General features: G+C 73.6%; 17 protein-coding genes and 1 pseudogene. 11 read left to right on the forward strand and 7 right to left on the reverse strand.

What is annotated here, in order from left to right; translation table 11 throughout:
* Positions 1-378 (forward strand): HNH endonuclease (locus ACFYMU_RS30620; protein WP_388380141.1); only part of this gene is annotated, 378 nt, incomplete at its 5' end.
* A 113-nt stretch (positions 379-491) separates the two neighbouring features.
* Here the strand turns inward: ACFYMU_RS30620 and ACFYMU_RS30625 are convergent.
* Complete coding sequence (locus tag ACFYMU_RS30625) at positions 492-1703, reverse strand: acyl-CoA dehydrogenase family protein (protein ID WP_388380347.1); 1212 nt, start codon at positions 1701-1703, stop codon at positions 492-494.
* A gap of 138 nt (positions 1704-1841) precedes the next feature.
* A complete protein-coding gene (locus tag ACFYMU_RS30630; RefSeq protein WP_388380144.1) occupies positions 1842-2216 on the reverse strand; it encodes a ferredoxin in 375 nt (124 codons plus the stop codon).
* A gap of 576 nt (positions 2217-2792) precedes the next feature.
* On the opposite strand from ACFYMU_RS30630, the gene trxA reads away from it, so the two are divergent.
* The 4 genes from trxA to ACFYMU_RS30650 all read left to right on the forward strand — a co-directional run bounded on the left by trxA (position 2793) and on the right by ACFYMU_RS30650 (position 5421).
* Complete coding sequence (gene trxA / locus ACFYMU_RS30635; RefSeq protein WP_388380350.1) at positions 2793-3116, forward strand: thioredoxin; 324 nt, start codon at positions 2793-2795, stop codon at positions 3114-3116.
* Positions 3117-3384: 268 nt separating this feature from the next.
* Entirely contained in the window at positions 3385-4377 is a 993-nt protein-coding gene (dhaK, locus tag ACFYMU_RS30640; RefSeq protein WP_388380147.1) for a dihydroxyacetone kinase subunit DhaK, read from the forward strand.
* A 35-nt stretch (positions 4378-4412) separates the two neighbouring features.
* Positions 4413-5012 carry a dihydroxyacetone kinase subunit DhaL gene (gene dhaL, locus ACFYMU_RS30645; protein WP_388380150.1) on the forward strand — a complete coding sequence of 200 codons (600 nt, stop codon included), beginning with the start codon at positions 4413-4415 and terminating at the stop codon, positions 5010-5012.
* Positions 5005-5421, forward strand: a complete 417-nt coding sequence (locus ACFYMU_RS30650; RefSeq protein ID WP_388380153.1) for a PTS-dependent dihydroxyacetone kinase phosphotransferase subunit DhaM — start codon at positions 5005-5007, stop codon at positions 5419-5421. Before dhaL ends, ACFYMU_RS30650 begins: the two co-directional genes overlap by 8 nt.
* A gap of 45 nt (positions 5422-5466) precedes the next feature.
* On the opposite strand, the gene ACFYMU_RS30655 is transcribed toward ACFYMU_RS30650, so the two are convergent.
* On the reverse strand, positions 5467-6201 hold the full coding sequence (locus ACFYMU_RS30655) for a glycoside hydrolase family 75 protein (protein WP_388380155.1): 735 nt from the start codon (positions 6199-6201) through the stop codon (positions 5467-5469).
* Between the two features lie 378 nt (positions 6202-6579).
* On the opposite strand from ACFYMU_RS30655, the gene ACFYMU_RS30660 reads away from it, so the two are divergent.
* Entirely contained in the window at positions 6580-7536 is a 957-nt protein-coding gene (locus ACFYMU_RS30660; protein WP_388380353.1) for a fibronectin type III domain-containing protein, read from the forward strand.
* A gap of 290 nt (positions 7537-7826) precedes the next feature.
* Here the strand turns inward: ACFYMU_RS30660 and ACFYMU_RS30665 are convergent, their stop codons facing one another.
* The 3 genes from ACFYMU_RS30665 to ACFYMU_RS30675 all read right to left on the reverse strand — a co-directional run bounded on the left by ACFYMU_RS30665 (position 7827) and on the right by ACFYMU_RS30675 (position 11314).
* A complete protein-coding gene (locus ACFYMU_RS30665) occupies positions 7827-8390 on the reverse strand; it encodes a PadR family transcriptional regulator (protein ID WP_388380158.1) in 564 nt (187 codons plus the stop codon).
* A gap of 30 nt (positions 8391-8420) precedes the next feature.
* The gene (locus ACFYMU_RS30670) at positions 8421-10436 is read right to left on the reverse strand and encodes an FAD-dependent oxidoreductase (protein WP_388380161.1); all 2016 of its coding nucleotides are present in this window, start codon (positions 10434-10436) and stop codon (positions 8421-8423) included.
* A gap of 101 nt (positions 10437-10537) precedes the next feature.
* A complete protein-coding gene (locus tag ACFYMU_RS30675) occupies positions 10538-11314 on the reverse strand; it encodes a putative protein N(5)-glutamine methyltransferase (RefSeq protein WP_388380164.1) in 777 nt (258 codons plus the stop codon).
* Between the two features lie 341 nt (positions 11315-11655).
* On the opposite strand from ACFYMU_RS30675, the gene ACFYMU_RS30680 reads away from it, so the two are divergent.
* The 5 genes from ACFYMU_RS30680 to ACFYMU_RS30700 all read left to right on the forward strand — a co-directional run bounded on the left by ACFYMU_RS30680 (position 11656) and on the right by ACFYMU_RS30700 (position 16343).
* Positions 11656-12075, forward strand: coding sequence for a MarR family winged helix-turn-helix transcriptional regulator (locus ACFYMU_RS30680; RefSeq protein ID WP_388380356.1), 420 nt, complete (start codon positions 11656-11658; stop codon positions 12073-12075).
* A 370-nt stretch (positions 12076-12445) separates the two neighbouring features.
* Positions 12446-13030 (forward strand): hypothetical protein, encoded by a 585-nt coding sequence (locus tag ACFYMU_RS30685; protein ID WP_388380167.1) that lies wholly within the window; start codon positions 12446-12448, stop codon positions 13028-13030.
* Between the two features lie 86 nt (positions 13031-13116).
* Positions 13117-14082: an acetylxylan esterase gene (locus ACFYMU_RS30690; RefSeq protein ID WP_388380169.1), complete on the forward strand. Its 966-nt coding sequence runs from the start codon at positions 13117-13119 to the stop codon at positions 14080-14082.
* Between the two features lie 210 nt (positions 14083-14292).
* Complete coding sequence (locus tag ACFYMU_RS30695; RefSeq protein ID WP_388380171.1) at positions 14293-15459, forward strand: serine hydrolase domain-containing protein; 1167 nt, start codon at positions 14293-14295, stop codon at positions 15457-15459.
* Positions 15460-15608: 149 nt separating this feature from the next.
* Positions 15609-16343: a GntR family transcriptional regulator gene (locus ACFYMU_RS30700; protein ID WP_388380174.1), complete on the forward strand. Its 735-nt coding sequence runs from the start codon at positions 15609-15611 to the stop codon at positions 16341-16343.
* On the opposite strand, the pseudogene ACFYMU_RS30705 reads toward ACFYMU_RS30700, so the two are convergent.
* A pseudogene (locus ACFYMU_RS30705) lies at positions 16313-16483 on the reverse strand (thioesterase family protein); the annotation flags it as partial. The gene ACFYMU_RS30700 and the pseudogene ACFYMU_RS30705 sit on opposite strands and share 31 nt — an antisense overlap.
* Positions 16484-16526 lie beyond the last annotated feature (43 nt).

Raw genomic sequence — 16526 nt, forward strand, 5'->3', positions numbered from 1 at the left:
GTCGCGGCCCGGTACTTCGGCAGGTTCCACCCGTCCCGGCGAGACCGGTGGGTGTTCGGCGACCGCGACAGCGGCGCCTTCCTCATCAAATTCGCGGCGCCGCCGATGGACAAGACGAGTCTTCTCCTGGCGGTCCGGCAGCAGGGGCTCTGTCCTCTCTGCAAGCAGGCGCTGATCGTCGGAGCCGAGTACGAACCGGACAGCCCACGCGAGTGGATCAACTGGTTCGCGGCCTCGAAGAAGATGCTCCACAAGCATCACTTCACCTACCGGCGAGACGGCGGCACGGACGAGCGGAACAACCTTCGCCTCGTGCACTCCGAATGCCACCGCCAGCACCACGCTGGCGACAGCAAACGGACCACACAACCCTGCTGACCTGCGAAGCCCTCGTGGCTTGCTTGAGCCGGATGCGAGGAAAGCCCGCACGTCCGGTTCTGAGGGGGCCGGGGATCAGCAATGGTCTCCGGCTACCCGACCACACGGCCGGCTCACCTGCGCACGCGGGGCATCCCCAGGCCGATCCAGGAGATGATCTCGCGCTGGATCTCGTTGTTCCCGCCGCCGAAGGTGAAGATCACTGCGGAGCGGTAGCCGCGCTCCAGCTCGCCGTGGAGCACGGCGCCCGCCGAGCCCTCCTTCAGCGCGCCCGCGGCCGCGACGATCTCCATGAGCCGGGCGTAGGCGGCACGGCGGGCCTCGGAGCCGTAGACCTTGACGGCGGAGGCGTCCTGCGGGGTGAGCGTGCCGTCCTGTACCGCGTTCACCATTTGCCAGTTCAGGAGCTTCATCGCCTCCAGATCGGCGTGCGTCCGGCCGAGTCCGCGCCGGACCCAGGGCAGATCGATCACGCGGCGCCCGTCGGCGAGCTTGGTCTCCATCGCCCAGCGTTGCACGTCGTGCAGGGCGCGGATGGCCATGGTGCCGTGCGCGGCGAGGGTGACGCGTTCGTGGTTGAGCTGGTTGGTGATCAGCCGCCAGCCCTCGTTCTCCTCGCCGACGCGCCGGGAGACGGGGACGCGGATGTTCTCGTAGTAGCTGGCGGTGGTGTCGTGCGAGGCGAGGGTGTTGATGAGGGTGCAGGAGTAGCCGGGGTCGGAGGTCGGCACGAGCAGCATCGTGATGCCCTTGTGCGGCGGCGCGTCCGGGTCGGTGCGCACGGCGAGCCACACCCAGTCGGCCGTGTCGCCGTTGGTGGTCCAGATCTTCTGCCCGTTGACGACGTACTCGTCGCCCTCGCGGACGGCCCGGGTCTTGAGCGCCGCGAGGTCCGTGCCCGCCTCCGGCTCGCTGTAGCCGATCGCGAAGTCGATCTCGCCGGAGAGGATCTTCGGCAGGAAGTACGCCTTCTGCTCGTCCGTGCCGTACCGCATGAGGGTCGGACCGACCGTGTTGAGGGCCATCAGCGGCAGTGGCACCCCCGCCTGGGCGGCCTCGTCGAAGAAGATGAACTGCTCCATGGGGGTCAGACCGCGACCGCCGTACTCCTGCGGCCAGCCCACGCCGAGCCAGCCGTCGCCGCCGAGACGGCGGATGGTGTCGCGGTAGAAGCGCTTCCGCGCCGCCGGGTCGGCGAGGGTGGCACCTCCCGCGCCTTTCGGGCCGGGGGGGAGCGCGCGGGCGTCGTCCGGCACCAGTTCGGCGAAGTAGTCACGCAGCTCGGTGCGCAACCGCTGCTGCTCGGGCGTGTAGTCGAGATGCACGGCGCCTCCAGGCTCCCAGGGCAGGTCCTGACGGCGCACACCGTAGAACGTGTTTCAGAAATTGGGAATGGCGGGGAGGCGGGAATGCATGCGTGCCCGGCGCGGGCGACCGGCCCGGCGCGTGGTCCCAGCGCCAGGTCAGGCCAGCGTCCCGATCAGGTCGCTGCAGGCCCGGGCGCACGTCCGGCACGCCTGCGCGGCTTCCCGGCCGCCGGGGTCCGCGTCGAAGACGTGGGCGCACTCCAGACAGACGGCCCGGCACCACTCCACCTGTCCCCGGATGCTGTCCTCGTCCTGCCGGGTCTGTTCGGACAGCACGCGGCAGGTCGCGTCGCAGACCTCCGCGATCATGATGCCCCTGCGGCGCACACTTTCCTGTTCCTCGCTCCCGCCCGGATCCACCAGACTCGCCCGCAGCGCGCACGCCCGCGCGCACCGCACGCAGGCCTGCGCACAGGCGAAGCGGTCCTCCAGGAACCGGATGAGCTCCTGTTGCGATGTCGTCGATGTCACCCCGCCCGGGTAGCCGGTGCCGACCCCGTCAAACCCGGCGCCCCGGGGGCCCGGACCGTTTCCCCGGCCGTGGCGAAGGGCACTCGGGCGCAAAGCCGGCAGCCGAGGGAAGTGAGATCCACGGCGGACCCCGGCCGCGCCACCCTGCCACTGGCCGACTACGACCAGCTGCCGATCGGCGGCCTGGAGGGCCGCATCCGCGCCCTGACCGCCGACGAGGTGGAGACACTGCTCGCCCACGAGCGCGCGCACGCCGACCGCCTCCCCGTGACCGTGCTGCTGTCGGCCCGGCTGGAGCAGTTGCGGGCGGGTGCCGAACCGACCTCCGGCGACCGGGCCGGCCTGCGCCCCGAGACGAGGGAGAGCAGGGCCGGCTCTCCCGTGTCGCCGGCCACCTCGCCGGAGCCCAGCAGCCGCCGCCCCACGGGACACCGGACCAGCCGGGGAAACCGAAGGGGGACCGCACCTGAGGGGCGCCGCCCGGCACCGGCGCCGGCCGGCCGGGCCCCGGGGCCCGTCGGTGGCGTCTCCGGGCCCGGCCAGGACCGGCATCCGGCTGCGGGGGACAATCACCGTATGGCTCTCAAGAACGTGACCGACCACTCCTTCGACCAGGACGTCCTCATGAGCGACAAGCCGGTCCTGGTCGACTTCTGGGCCGCCTGGTGCGGCCCGTGCCGTCAGGTCGCCCCCGTGCTGGAGGCGATCGCCGCGGAGCACGGCGACAAGATCGACATCGTCAAGCTCGACATCGACGAGAACCGGGCGACCGCCTCCCGCTACCGGGTCCTGTCCATCCCCACGATGAAGCTCTTCAAGGGCGGCAAGGTCGTGAAGACCGTCGTGGGCGCCAAGTCCAAGGCCGCGCTCGAGCGCAAGCTCGCCGACCACCTCGCCTGACCCGACGCCGGCGGGGGCGCCCCGCCTCTGCCGGCGTCCGCGCGCTCGTGGCCCTTCCGGGCCCTCGGCGACGACTCCCCCGCGTCCCACCGGCAGACGTGTGACCCGTATGCACCGGAGAACGTCGACACACGTGACCATCGCCTCCTCAGCGCCGATACTTTCCGACAATGAACCGACGACGTCCCCCCTTACCTGACGGCATGTCAGCGAGTCCGGCATCACCCCAGCCGGGTCCAGAGGCCGGGCAGGCTCCCAGGAGGTACCCATGAGGATGTTGATCAACGTCCCGGAAACGGTGGTCGCGGACGCGCTGCGGGGCATGGCGGCCGCCCATCCCGAGCTGGCGGTCGACGTGGAGAACCGGGTGATCGTACGGCGCGACGCCCCGGTCGCCGGAAAGGTCGCTCTCGTCTCCGGCGGCGGCTCGGGGCACGAGCCGCTGCACGGAGGGTTCGTCGGCCCCGGCATGCTGTCGGCGGCGTGTCCCGGCGAGGTGTTCACCTCCCCGGTGCCCGACCAGATGGTACGCGCGGCGGCGGCCGTGGACGGCGGCGCGGGCGTGCTGTTCATCGTGAAGAACTACACCGGCGACGTGCTGAACTTCGACATGGCGGCCGAGCTCGCCGAGGACGAGGGCATCCAGGTCGCGAAGGTCCTCGTCAACGACGACGTGGCCGTCACCGACAGCCTCTACACCGCGGGCCGCCGCGGCACCGGCGCCACCCTGTTCGTGGAGAAGATCGCGGGGGCGGCCGCGGACGAGGGGCAGCCCCTGGAACGCGTGGAGTCCGTCGCCCGGCAGGTCAACGAGAACTCCCGCAGCTTCGGTGTCGCCCTCAGCGCCTGCACCACGCCGGCGAAGGGCACCCCCACGTTCGATCTGCCGTCGGGCGAACTGGAGTTGGGCATCGGCATCCACGGCGAGCCGGGGCGCGAACGCCGCCCGATGATGACCTCCCGCGAGATCGCCGACTTCTCGGTGCACGCCGTGCTCGACGACCTGGAACCGCGCAACCCCGTGCTGGTCCTGGTCAACGGGATGGGCGCGACCCCCCTGCTCGAGCTGTACGGCTACAACGCGGAGGTGCAGCGGGTGCTGGCCGAGCGCGGCGTCCCCGTGGCCCGCACCCTGGTCGGCGACTATGTCACCTCCCTCGACATGGCGGGCGCCTCGGTCACCCTGTGCCAGGTCGATGAGGAACTGCTGCGCCTGTGGGACGCGCCGGTCAGCACGCCGGGGCTGCGCTGGGGCAGGTGAGTGAGGTCAACGTCCGTACCACGCAAGGAGATCCCGTGCTCGATGCCGACTTCTTCCGCCGCTGGATGGTGACGGCGGCCGCGTCCGTCGAACGCGAGGCCGAGCGGCTGACCGCGCTCGACTCGCCGATCGGCGACGCCGACCACGGCGCCAACCTGCAACGCGGGTTCCGTGCCGTGACCGCCGCGCTGGAGAAGGAGGCGCCGGACACGCCCGGCGCGGTCCTCCAGCTGGCCGCCCGGCAGCTGATCTCGACGGTCGGCGGAGCGTCAGGACCGTTGTACGGCACGCTGCTGCGCCGCACCGGCAAGGCCCTCGGGGACGCCTCCGAGGTGTCCGGGGAGCAGCTGGCCAAGGCGCTGCGGACGGGTGTGGAGGCGGTCATGACGCTGGGCGGGGCCTCGCCCGGCGACAAGACGATGGTCGACGCCCTGATGCCCGCGGTGGACGCGCTCGGCACCTCGTTCGAGGCCGCGAGGGCCGCCGCCGAGGAGGGCGCCGTGGCGACGACGCCCTTGCAGGCCCGCAAGGGCCGCGCGAGCTATCTCGGTGAGCGCAGCATCGGTCACCAGGACCCCGGAGCCACCTCCTCGGCCCTGCTGGTCGCCGCACTCGTGGAGGCCGCCGGTGAGTGACACCGACGAGAAGCGGGTCGGCATCGTGCTCGTCTCGCACAGCGCCGCCGTGGCCGCGTCGGTCGCCGACATGGCGACGGCACTGGCGGGCGGCGGGGCGACCGCGCCCGTCGCCGCCGCGGGCGGCACGGAGGACGGCGGCTTCGGCACGAGCGCCGAACGGATCTCGGCCGCGGCCGCCTCCGTGGACCGGGGCGCCGGGGTCGCCGTGCTGATGGACCTGGGCAGCGCGGTCCTCACCGTCAAGGCGCTGCTGGCGGAGGGGGACGAACTGCCGGAGAACACCCGGCTGGTCGACGCGCCCTTCGTCGAGGGCGCGGTCGCCGCGACGGTCACGGCCTCCACGGGCGCGGACCTCGCGGCGGTGGAGGCGGCGGCCAAGGAGGCGTACGCGTACCGGAAGGAGTAGACCACGGCGCGGTGCCGCCGCCGACCCGGGCCGGCGGCGGCACCGTCAGGTCCGGTCGCGCCCGCTCCCCCCGCGGGTTCCGTTCTCCCGCAGGAACCTGCGCGCCAGTTCCTCCCCCCGCGCCCTGGTCGCCCGGCGGTCCTCGAGCCGGGGCACTCGCGCGTCCCTGAAGACGATGTACGTCACCCCGGAGTCGGCACCGCCGGTGCGCGGGTCGTGGCGGATGCCCAGCGCCCTGGCGGCGGCGTACGACGCCTCGCCGATGATCTCCCGGGGGCCCGTGTCGCCGACGACGGCGTACCGGACACGGCCACGGTGGATCACGGCGGCGACGGAACCGCCCCCGATGCCGTACCGCCGGTGGTCCCAGATGGCGCTGGGGCCGGGCACCACGATGTACGGCAGGGTCTCGGCGCTCACGTGCCGCCCGTCGGACTGCTGGTACGTGGTGGCCGGGGTGAAGGACGGATCGGTCCGCCGGTTGCACACCGGGCCGGGCCGCCCGTCGCAGTCGGTGTCCATGTCCGCCTTCCAGAACACGGCGCCGCGGGCACCGCAGACCGGGATGTCCGCCGGGGTGCCCTGGTCGCTGCGGTAGCGCCCGCGCGACACCGGGACGCAGTCGCGCACCGCGTCCAGCAGGTCGGCGGCGCGCACGGCGCCCTCGTGTGCGGTCGGATGCCGCTGCGGTCGGGCGTCGGCGAGCAGCAGGGCGGGGTCGAGCAGGGCCGGGGCGAGCAGGGCGGCACCGACCACGGCCGGCAGCAGTGGAATGAACACGACGAGAGCCCCTCTTCCGGAGGTGACGGCCAGTCATTCACTGCGAAGAGGTGCCACGTTCGGGCGTTCGTCCACCAAGGGGGAACCGGACGGAGCACAGACGCTTGGTGCGGTCGAGTGGCCGGGAAACCCGTCCCGGCCACTCGACCGCGCTCGTCGGCGCGGGAACAGCGACGACAGCGGACCGCGCCGATGGGCACGAACTGCCGCAGATAGCAAGCAAGTTCACGCCGCGTCAGGCACCAGCATACGTAGCCGTGGCGCACCGCGGGGAACTCCGCCGCCAACCGCCCGCCCTCTTGCCGCGATCGGAGCAGTCGTGCCATAAAGGTACAGACCAATCCGGGCGGAGGGAGGGGGCCTGTGCGACGCGTTCCGATGCCGGTGCTCTGCGCTTCGCTCCTGCTCCTGACGTCCTGCGCCCGGGGCGCCGTGGACGACGGAGGAGACGGGCAGCCGCCCCGGGCGCCGCTGGGGATCACGGCGGTGGCGGGCAGCGCGACGAGCGTGCACGTCATGTGGACCCGTCTGTCCGGCGGCCCGGAGATCACCCGGTACGAGGTCTGTCGCGGCACCACGAAGGCCGGGGAGGTGCCGGGCGACGAGCACATGGTGGACATCACCCGGCTCGAACCGTCGACGACGTACGTCTTCACGGTGCGGGCCCGGAGCACCGGCGGCGTCCTCGGCCCGGCGAGCCGGGAGGCCCGCGCCACCACGCCTGCGGCCGCAGCCGACGACGCGCGGGCGCCGTCCCGGCCGGGACGTGCGAGCGGCAGGGCCGTCGGGAGCCGTGCGGTCCGGCTGGCCTGGGGACGGTCGACGGACGACCGGGGCGTGGCGTCCTACGACATCTACCAGGGCGGCTCCAAGATCCACAGTGTGGGCGGCGGGCGGACGACGGCCGTGATCACCGGGCTGCGGGCCGGGAGGCGCTACGCGTTCACCGTCCGGGCCCGGGACGCGGCGGGCAACCTGTCACCGGCGAGCGCGGCGGTGCGCCTCACCACGGCGCCCGGCTCCGACGACGGGAGGGGCACCGCCCCGACCCGCTTCCGTGCCACGGCACACCGCGCCGACGGGGCGTACTACCTCGATCTGTCCTGGGTACCCCCGGACGCCGACAGCGTCGTCACGGAGTACCGGATCCACCTGGACGGGCAGCCGGCCACCTCACTCGTCTGGGGCGGGACGGTGCCGCGCACCACGGCCTCCTACAGCTTCTACGTGGGCCGGGAAGCCGGGGTCACGCACCGGGTGCGGATCCGGGCGAAGCTGCCGGACGGCACCTGGGGCGGCTTCTCGCCCGAGCGGACGGTGACGACGGGCGGGTGACGACGGGCGGGTGACAACGGCTGTCGCACCCCGCACCGCCACTGGCGGACCATGGCGCTAGTGCTGTGGCCGGGAAGGTTTGCCGGAAGCTCGCGGCGTCCGGTGCCGGGGGCACCTCCCGCGCCCTTCGGGCTGCGGGGGAGCATCGCAAGGCGGAGTGTCGCCCGCGTACTGGATGTACGCGGGTGATGCGACAACGCGGCGGTGGGGGCCCCTCCCGCGCGAGCGCAGCCGAGCGTGGGGGAGCCGTGCCGGGCGTCGCGAGCCGGTGAACCTTCCCGGTCACAGCACTAGCTCCGCGCGTCCGGTCGGTCGGGTGCGGGCAGGTCGTCGAACGCGTCCAGGGCGTGCGTCAGCCACTGGGTCCAGAAGGTCTCCAGGTCGATGCCGGCCTGCAGCACGAGATGCCGGATACGGTCCTGCGCGGAGTCCCTGCCGGGCCCGAAGTCGCGTTGCTCGATCTCCTGGTACTCGGCCAACTGCCGCTGGTGGAGGGCGAGGTGGTGGCGCAGGTCCGCCTCGATGCCCTCGGTCCCGACGACGGCCGCGGCACGCAGCCGCAGCAGCATCACGTCGCGCACCGGCTTGGGGTCCTGGGACGCGGCGGTCCAGCGGGCGAGTTCGGCGCGGCCCGCGGGCAGGACCTCGTACGACTTCTTCTGCCCGCGGGTCGGTTGTTCGGCGGGGAGCGCGCGGATGAGGCCGTCGCGCTCCAGCCGTCCCAGCTCGCGATAGATCTGCTGGTGGGTCGCCGACCAGAAATAGCCGATCGACCTGTCGAACCGACGGGTCAGTTCGAGCCCCGACGACGGCTTCTCCAGCAGGGCGGTCAGGATCGCGTGCGGGAGTGACATGAGCTCATCCTAGGGAGCGGCCCACGGCACCTACAGCGCCGCGGCCACTTCCGTGCCCTGCTTGATCGCACGCTTGGCGTCCAGCTCCGCCGCCACGTCGGCGCCACCGATGAGGTGCGGCGCCCGGCCCGCGGCGACCAGTTCCTCGTACAGGTCGCGGCAGGGCTCCTGCCCGGTGCACAGGACGATCGTGTCGACCTCCAGGAGCCGGCTCGCGCCGTCGACGGTGATGTGGAGCCCGGCGTCGTCGATCCGGTCGTAGCTGACCCCCGGGACCATGGTGACACCGCGGTGCTTCAGCTCCGTGCGGTGGATCCAGCCGGTGGTCTTGCCGAGCCCCGCGCCGACCTTGGAGGTCTTGCGCTGCAGGAGGTGGACGGTGCGCGGCGGGGCCGGCCGCTCGGGCGCGGCGAGGCCGCCGGGTGTGCGGTAGTCCATGTCGACGCCCCAGTGGCGGAAGTAGGTCGCCGGGTCCTCGCTCGCCTTGTCGCCCGCGTCGGTGAGGTACTCGGCGACGTCGAAACCGATGCCGCCGGCGCCCAGGATCGCGACACGCTCGCCGACGGGGGCGCCGTCGCGCAGCACGTCGAGGTACCCGACGACGCTGGGGTGGTCGATGCCGGGGATCTCGGGAGTGCGCGGGGCGACCCCGGTGGCGACGACGACCTCGTCGTGGCCGGCCAGGTCGCCGGCGGTGACGCGGGTGTTCAACCGGACGTCCACGCCGCGCAGTTCGAGCTGCGTGCGGAAGTAGCGGAGCGTCTCGTCGAACTCCTGCTTGCCGGGGACCTTGCGGGCGATGTTCAGCTGGCCGCCGATCTCACCCGCCGCGTCGTAGAGCGTGACGTCGTGGCCGCGCTCGGCGGCCGAGACGGCGCAGGCGAGCCCGGCGGGTCCGGCGCCCACCACCGCGACGCTCTTGCGCAGCCCGGTCGGCGACAGGACCAGCTCGGTCTCGTGGCAGGCGCGCGGGTTGACCAGGCAGGAGGTGATCCTGCCGCTGAAGGTGTGGTCGAGGCACGCCTGGTTGCAGCCGATGCAGGTGTTGATGGTCTCGGGACGTCCCGCCGCGGCCTTGGCGACGAAATCGGCGTCGGCGAGCATCGGACGGGCCACGGACACCATGTCGGCGTAGCCCTCGGCGAGCAACTGCTCCGCGACCTCGGGAGTGTTGATGCGGTTGGTGGTCACGAGGGGGATCGAGACGGCACCCATCACCTTCTTGGTCACCCATGCGTACGCGCCGCGCGGCACGGAGGTGGCGATGGTCGGGATGCGGGCCTCGTGCCAGCCGATGCCGGTGTTGATGAGGGTCGCTCCGGCGGCCTCGACCGCCCGGGCGAGGGTGACGACCTCGTCGAGGGAGGACCCGCCGGGGACGAGGTCGAGCATGGACAGCCGGTAGATGATGACGAAGTCCTCACCGACGGCCTCACGGACCCGGCGCACGATCTCGAGCGGGAAGCGGGTGCGGTTCTCGTACGATCCGCCCCAGCGGTCCTCGCGCCGGTTGGTGCCCGCGGCGATGAACTCGTTGATGAGGTAGCCCTCGGAACCCATGATCTCGACCCCGTCGTACCCCGCCTGCCGGGCCAGGCGGGCGGCGCGCGCGTAGTCGTCGACGGTCTGCTCGACCTCGGCGTCCGTGAGCGCGTGCGGGACGTACGGGCTGATCGGGGCCTGGAGCGCGCTCGGCGCCACGAGGTCCTGGTGGTAGGCGTACCGGCCGAAGTGGAGGATCTGCATCGCGATCCTGCCGCCCGCGCCGTGCACGGCCTCGGTGACGACGCGGTGCCGCTCGGCCTCCTCCTCGGTGGTGAGCTTGGCGCCGCCCTCGTAGGGGCGGCCGGCCTCGTTGGGCGCGATGCCCCCGGTGACGATGAGGCCCACTCCCCCGCGCGCCCGCTCGGCGTAGAAGGCGGCCATGCGCTCGAAGCCGTGCTCGGCCTCCTCGAGGCCGACGTGCATCGAACCCATGAGCACGCGGTTGGGCAGGGTGGTGAAGCCCAGGTCGAGCGGGGTCAGCAGATGCGGGTAGTGGCTCATCGGGCCCTCCGTACGGCGTGTCGTCCTTCTGTTGTAGACGACGGCCCCCCGGTTGTGCAACTAGTTGCACAACCGGGGGGCGAGGCCGTCCCGCCGGACCGCTACCGCCTCGTGCCGATCAGGACATGGGCGCTGAGCTCCGCCGAGACGACGAGCCGGACGTCGAGTCCCCCGCGGGTGAACGCCTCGACGGCCGCGGGAACCTGGCGCTCGCTGGTCTCCACGAGCACGCTGCCACCGGGCGCCAGCCAGCGGGGCGCCCCGGCGGTCACCCGGCGCAGCACATCCAGTCCGTCCCCGCCTCCGTCCAGGGCGAGCCGGGGTTCGTGGTCGCGGGCCTCGGCGGGCAGCAGCGCGACCTCGTCCGTGGGGACGTAGGGGACGTTGGCGGCCAGGATGTCGACGCGGCCGCGCAGGTCGTCCGGGAGGGCCGCGAACAGGTCGCCCTCGTGGACCCGGCCGCCGTACGCGGCGACGTTGCGGCGCGCGCAACGCACCGCGACCGGGTCGATGTCGGCGGCGTGCAGTTCGAGCCCGCCGAGGGCCGCGGCGAGGGCGGCACCGACCGCGCCCGAGCCGCAGCACAGGTCGACGACGAGCGAGGCGTCCCGGCCGAGGGCGAGTGCCTGGTCGACGAGGAACTCGGTACGGCGGCGGGGCACGAAGACGCCCGGTTGCACGGTGACCCGCAGTCCGTGGAACAGCGCCCAGCCCAGGACGTGTTCGAGGGGCAGGCCCGCGGCACGCCGGTCGACCATGGCGGCGGCCTCGTCGGGGGTGCGGGCGGTGGAGAGGATCAGTTCCGCCTCGTCCTCGGCGAAGACACAGCCGGCGGAACGAAGGGAGCGGACGACGTGGGAACGCGACAGTGGTGGCATGGAGCCGAGATGCCTTTCGGTTGACCGAAGGGCGCCCTCGCGGTCACCTACCGCCGGTGATCCGCGCCGATGTGAGGTGAGAGCACCCGAGCCGACACAGCGGAAATGGGTCTCACCTCCTCGATCACGACCACGCCGGGACGGTCCACGGCGGGGACCGTCACCCTAGCAGGGCCGGTCGGACGCGGACCGCCACGGCCCGCGTCCGGCACCGGGTCGTACTGTGCAATCACAGGAGCGAGGGAGGTCTCGTGAAGACAGCCGAACGGTCCGGCGGGACCGCCGCCGCGAGCCGCGACGACGCCGCGGCCGAGGCCGCCGTCGAGACCATCCAGCGCGAGATGACCGCGTTCGCCCGCCGCGCCCGCGCCTCGGCCGGACGCGTGCACCCGCAGCTGTCGCTGGTCTCGTACACGCTGCTGGCGCACCTGGAGGAGAGCGGCGGCTGCCGCGCGACCGACCTGGCCGCGCACCATGCGCTGGACAAGTCCACGGTCAGCCGGCAGGTGGCCGCGCTGGAGCGGGCCGGGCTGATCGAACGGCGGGCCGATCCGGACGACCACCGGGTACGGCTGCTGCACCCGACCGAGGCGGGCACCCGCATCCTCGCGCGGGTCACCGCCACCCGCCGGGCGGCGTTCCGGGAGCGGCTCTCGGACTGGCCCACCGACGACCTGGAACGCTTCGCGGCGTATCTGCTGCGCTACAACGCGGCGGCGGCCGCCCCACCGGTCGGGCGGTCCGGCACGCCTGCCGGCTGACGGCCCGTGCGCGCAGCCGCCCACGGTGCGCACGGGCCCGAGGGATTTCACGGGCAAATGGTCGGGAACTTCGCCCGAGAGGACAATGAGCAGAAAAGACCGCCTCATGGCGGAAGCGGCCCGCACCGCGCGGAGAGTGCTCCACGAGCGGCCGTCCACGGGTGGGCGGCCGGGCCGTCCACGGGTCAGGAGCCGACGAGGACGCCCGGTTCCGGCGTGGCAGGCGGTCCGACGGCCCGGTCGCGGGTGCGCGGCGTGTCCGGCCGCCGTCGGCCCGCACGACGGAGGGATGCGGGGCGGACGCGGGCGCGGGGTCCTTCCGTGACGGACGCCCTCCGCGAGGCGGGACGCGGCGGCGAGGGAGGTCGAGATGCGAACCCGGTTGCGCGCCTGGCGCTGGCGGCGCAATCCGCTGCGCCGCCGATCGGACGTCGTCGAGGCGTGGACGGCCCTGATCGCCGCCGTCCTGCTGTGCGTCGGGGCACCGCTCGTCGGCACGGCCGTGGGCCGGTGGGCGTACGACACCGCGCGCACGACACAGACCGCCCAGCGCGCCGACCGCCGTCTGGTGCCCGCCGTGCCGACCGAGGACGCGCCGGCGGCGGCACCCTCGGCGGACGGCGGCGGGCGCCCCCTGTACCCGGTGAAGGTGCGCTGGAGCGAACCGGGCGGGGGCACGCGGAGCACGCTCGCCGAAGTTCCGGCGGGCTCGCGGCGGGGTGACCGGGTGCAGGTGTGGCTGGACGCCGAGGGGCGCGGCGTGGCCCCGCCGCCGACCGACGCGGCGGTCTGGCAGCACGCCCTGGCGGCCGGTGTGTGGGCCGCGGGCGGTGCGGCCGGGGCCGTCCTCCTGGGCCGTGCCGTGATCGGCCGCGTGGCCGAGCGGCACCGCATGGCGGAGTGGGAGGCCGAGTGGGCCCGCACAGGGCCCGACTGGGGCCGGCGCACGGCGTGAGGGGGAGCGGCGACGGGGTCTGGCGGCCCCCCTGACGGCGACCGTACGGTGTGATCATCCGCACTGCCGACGTCAAGGTGGTCCTCATGGCCTTGTTCGACCTGCCGCTCGACGAGCTCCGCGAGTACCGCAGTGCCTCCGCCGAGCCCGCGGACTTCGACGCGTTCTGGACGAAGACGCTGCAGGACACCCGCGAGCACGACCTGGGCGCCCGCTTCGAGCCCGTGGAGACGGGCCTGAGGACGCTCCAGGTGTACGACGTGACGTTCGCCGGGTTCGGCGGGCATCCGGTGAAGGGCTGGCTGACCGTGCCGGCGTCCGCGGACGGGCCGCTGCCCACGGTCGTGGAGTTCCTCGGCTACGGCGGCGGCCGCGCCCTGCCGCACATGCATCTGCTGTGGGCGTCGGCGGGCTGCGCGCACTTCGTGATGGACACGCGGGGGCAGGGCAGCGCGTGGGGCGGCGGCGAGACGCCGGACCCGGTGGGCAGCCCTCCGGCCTTCCCCGGGTTCATGACCCGCGGGGTCGAGGACCCCGAGGCGTACTACTACCGGCGGCTGTTCACGGACGGGGTACGGGCCGTGGAGGCGGCCCGCGCACACCCGCTGACGGACCCGTCCCGCACCGCGGTGGTGGGCGCCAGCCAGGGCGGCGGCATCACGATCGCGGTGGGCGGTCTCGTCCCGGACCTGGCGGCGGTCGCCCCGGACGTGCCGTTCCTGTGCGACTTCCCGCGGGCGACGACGCTCACGGACCGCGACCCGTACCGGGAGATCGGCAACTACCTCAGGACGCACCGCGGCCGCACCGAGCGGGTGATGCGGACGCTGTCGTACTTCGACGGTGTGCACTTCGCCGCGCGCGGCCGGGCCCCCGCCCTGTTCTCGGCGGCGCTGGAGGACCAGACGTGCCCGCCGTCCACGGTGTTCGCGGCGTTCAACGCGTGGGCGCACGAGGACAAGGCGATCGAGGTGTACGACTTCAACGACCACGAGGGCGGCGGCCCCTACCAGGAGGCGGTCAAGCTGCGCTGGCTGCCGGCCCGCTTCTGAGCTGCCGCACGGACCCGTCCGAGGCGGGGCACAGGTTCCGCCGGCGCACCGTCACCGACCACCGGGAACGGCAGCCGCCACGGCATCGGCGCCGGCGGGCGGTGCGCTGTTCTTCGGCCGCCACGACTTCCCTCCAGTCCGACCAGTCGGTACGTTCATCACGCCCGGCCGGGCCGGCCGGGCGTATCCACGACGGACCACGGAGGACCCATGCCCCAGCACGTGCCCCAGGTCGACGGCCGGTGCGACCCGCGTTTCGCGGCGGTGCGCAGGGCGTTCGAGGAGAACATCCGCGAGCGGGAGGAGCTGGGCGCGGCGGTCGCCGTCACACTGAACGGCGAGACGGTGGTCGACCTGTGGGGCGGCTGGGCCGATGCGGCACGCACACGTCCGTGGGAACGCGACACCGTGGTCAACGTCTGGTCCACCACCAAGGGCCCGGCAGCCCTGTGCCTGCACATCCTGGCCGACCGCGGCCTGGTCGACCTCGACGCGCCGGTGGCCGCGTACTGGCCCGAGTTCGCGGCCGGGGGCAAGGAGTCGGTGCCGGTGCGGCACCTGCTGTCGCACCGCGCGGGCCTGTCGGGGCTGCGCGAGCCGCACACGCTGGAGCAGCTCTTCGACTGGGAGCTGACCGTCTCCCGGCTCGCGGCGCAGGAGCCCTGGTGGGAGCCGGGAACGCGGAGCGGATACCACGCGCTGACCTACGGCTTCCTGGTGGGCGAGGTGGTCCGGAGGGTGTCGGGGATGCTGCCGGGCGCATTCCTGCGGGAGGAGGTGACCGGGCCGCTCGGCATCGATTTCACCATCGGGCTCCCCGAGAAGGAGTCCCACCGGGCGGCCGAGCTGGTGCAGCCGCCGGTCGGCGACCGCGCCGAACGCCTGGCGGCCTTCGCCCGGTTGGCGCCCGCGGCACAGGCCGCGCTGGCCAATCCCGTCGTCGGTGCCACCCAGGCCGACAGCGCGGCCTGGCGGGCCGCGGAGCTCCCTGCGCTCAACGGCCACGGCACGGCCCGCGCGGTCGCCGCCCTGTACGGGATCTTCGCCCTGCGGGGGTCGTGGGGCGGGCGCCGGGTGCTGTCCCCGGAGGCCGCCGAGCGGGTCCGCGAGGGGCAGGGCGGCTGCCGCGACCTCGTGCTGGGCGACCGGTTCGGAAGGGACACGGAGTTCGGGCTCGGCCTGTGGCTCAGCGGTTCCCACGGCTCGTACGGGCCGAACCCCAGGGCATTCGGACACGACGGCTTCGGCGGCTCCTCGGGGCTCGCGGACCCCGAGGCGGGGGTCTCGCTCGGCTACGTCATGAACCACATGGGGCCGCACGTCGCCGACGACCCGAGGAAGATGGCCCTCGTCGACGCCGTGTACGGCGCACTGTAGGAAGGTACCGGGCGGCCGGGACGCGGGCGCCAGGGGACCGGATTCGGCCGAAGTCCCCGACCACCCTTCCCTCGTGGTTTAGACCAATGCTAGATGTGGTCGCGCATCGATTCCGCACGACTGCGCTTTGTCACCTGGAGGCGCGGAACATGGCCCGCACCACCCGTCCCGACCACCCGCTCCCCCGCCCGCGCGACGAGCCGCTGTACTGGCGGATCGCCACCGATCTGCTGGGCGAACTGCGCGCAGGCACCATCCCGCCGGGCGAACGGCTGCCCGGCGAGAGGCAGCTCGCCGCCCACTTCCGGGTCAGCCGGGAGACCGTGCGCCAGGCCCTGCAGATGCTGCGCCGCGGCGGTCTGGTCGCCACCGACCGCCGCGGCAGCCACGCGACACTGCCCGGCGCGACGGCCGAACGGGCCCCCTCGCCGGCCTTCCCCGTGGGGGCGCACGGCATCGAGGCCGGGCGGGCCGCCGTCACCTGGGAGGACCCCCCGCCCGAGCACGCCCTGGCCCTCGGCCTCGCCCCGCGGCGGCCGACCCTCGTCCACCGCTACGCGTCGGCCGCAGCGGACGGAAGCGGCGTGCGCACGGCCGTCACCTCGTTCTCCGCGGTCGCCGTCGCCGAGGTGCCGGAGCTGGCCCGCTATCGCGACCGGGCCGACGGCCGGGCCTCGGCCGAACTGTGGCGCGCGTACGACTGGATGCGCACGGCCGGCCTGACCCTGCACCACCGCGACGCGATCACCCCGATGCCCCCGTCCATGCGGGTCACCCGGCGCGTGCACGACCAGTGGGACCGACCCCTGGAGATCACCGACCTGGTGGTGGAGGCCCAACAGAACCCGCTCGTCTACGAGTTCACGCTGCCCGCCGCCGGATGACCGGTCGGCCGCGCGCCGTTCCTCCGCGCGACGCGCACCTGGCGCGCCAGGGCCGGCAGCCGGCCGTCCGCCGACCGCGCCTCGCTGTCGTCGACGGCCCAGCCGCCGCCCGCCTGCGCCGTCCGCATCCGGACCAGGGCCCAGCCCGGGAGCGCCGGGGCGGCCGGCGGCGGGTCGGCGCGG

The sequence above is a fragment of the Streptomyces sp. NPDC007264 genome (assembly GCF_042869095.1).
Classification (GTDB): domain Bacteria; phylum Actinomycetota; class Actinomycetes; order Streptomycetales; family Streptomycetaceae; genus Streptomyces.

Bases quoted from the DNA above. Each gene is read 5' to 3' on its own strand.
- trxA (WP_388380350.1), top strand. From the start codon at position 2,793: ATGGCTCTCAAGAACGTGACCGACCACTCCTTCGACCAGGACGTCCTC.
- ACFYMU_RS30700 (WP_388380174.1), top strand. From the start codon at position 15,609: ATGGCCCGCACCACCCGTCCCGACCACCCGCTCCCCCGCCCGCGCGAC.
- ACFYMU_RS30685 (WP_388380167.1), top strand. From the start codon at position 12,446: ATGCGAACCCGGTTGCGCGCCTGGCGCTGGCGGCGCAATCCGCTGCGC.
- ACFYMU_RS30690 (WP_388380169.1), top strand. From the start codon at position 13,117: ATGGCCTTGTTCGACCTGCCGCTCGACGAGCTCCGCGAGTACCGCAGT.
- ACFYMU_RS30665 (WP_388380158.1), bottom strand. From the start codon at position 8,390: ATGTCACTCCCGCACGCGATCCTGACCGCCCTGCTGGAGAAGCCGTCG.
- ACFYMU_RS30680 (WP_388380356.1), top strand. From the start codon at position 11,656: ATGACCGCGTTCGCCCGCCGCGCCCGCGCCTCGGCCGGACGCGTGCAC.
- ACFYMU_RS30670 (WP_388380161.1), bottom strand. From the start codon at position 10,436: ATGAGCCACTACCCGCATCTGCTGACCCCGCTCGACCTGGGCTTCACC.
- ACFYMU_RS30660 (WP_388380353.1), top strand. From the start codon at position 6,580: ATGCCGGTGCTCTGCGCTTCGCTCCTGCTCCTGACGTCCTGCGCCCGG.
- ACFYMU_RS30675 (WP_388380164.1), bottom strand. From the start codon at position 11,314: ATGCCACCACTGTCGCGTTCCCACGTCGTCCGCTCCCTTCGTTCCGCC.
- ACFYMU_RS30695 (WP_388380171.1), top strand. From the start codon at position 14,293: ATGCCCCAGCACGTGCCCCAGGTCGACGGCCGGTGCGACCCGCGTTTC.
- dhaK (WP_388380147.1), top strand. From the start codon at position 3,385: ATGAGGATGTTGATCAACGTCCCGGAAACGGTGGTCGCGGACGCGCTG.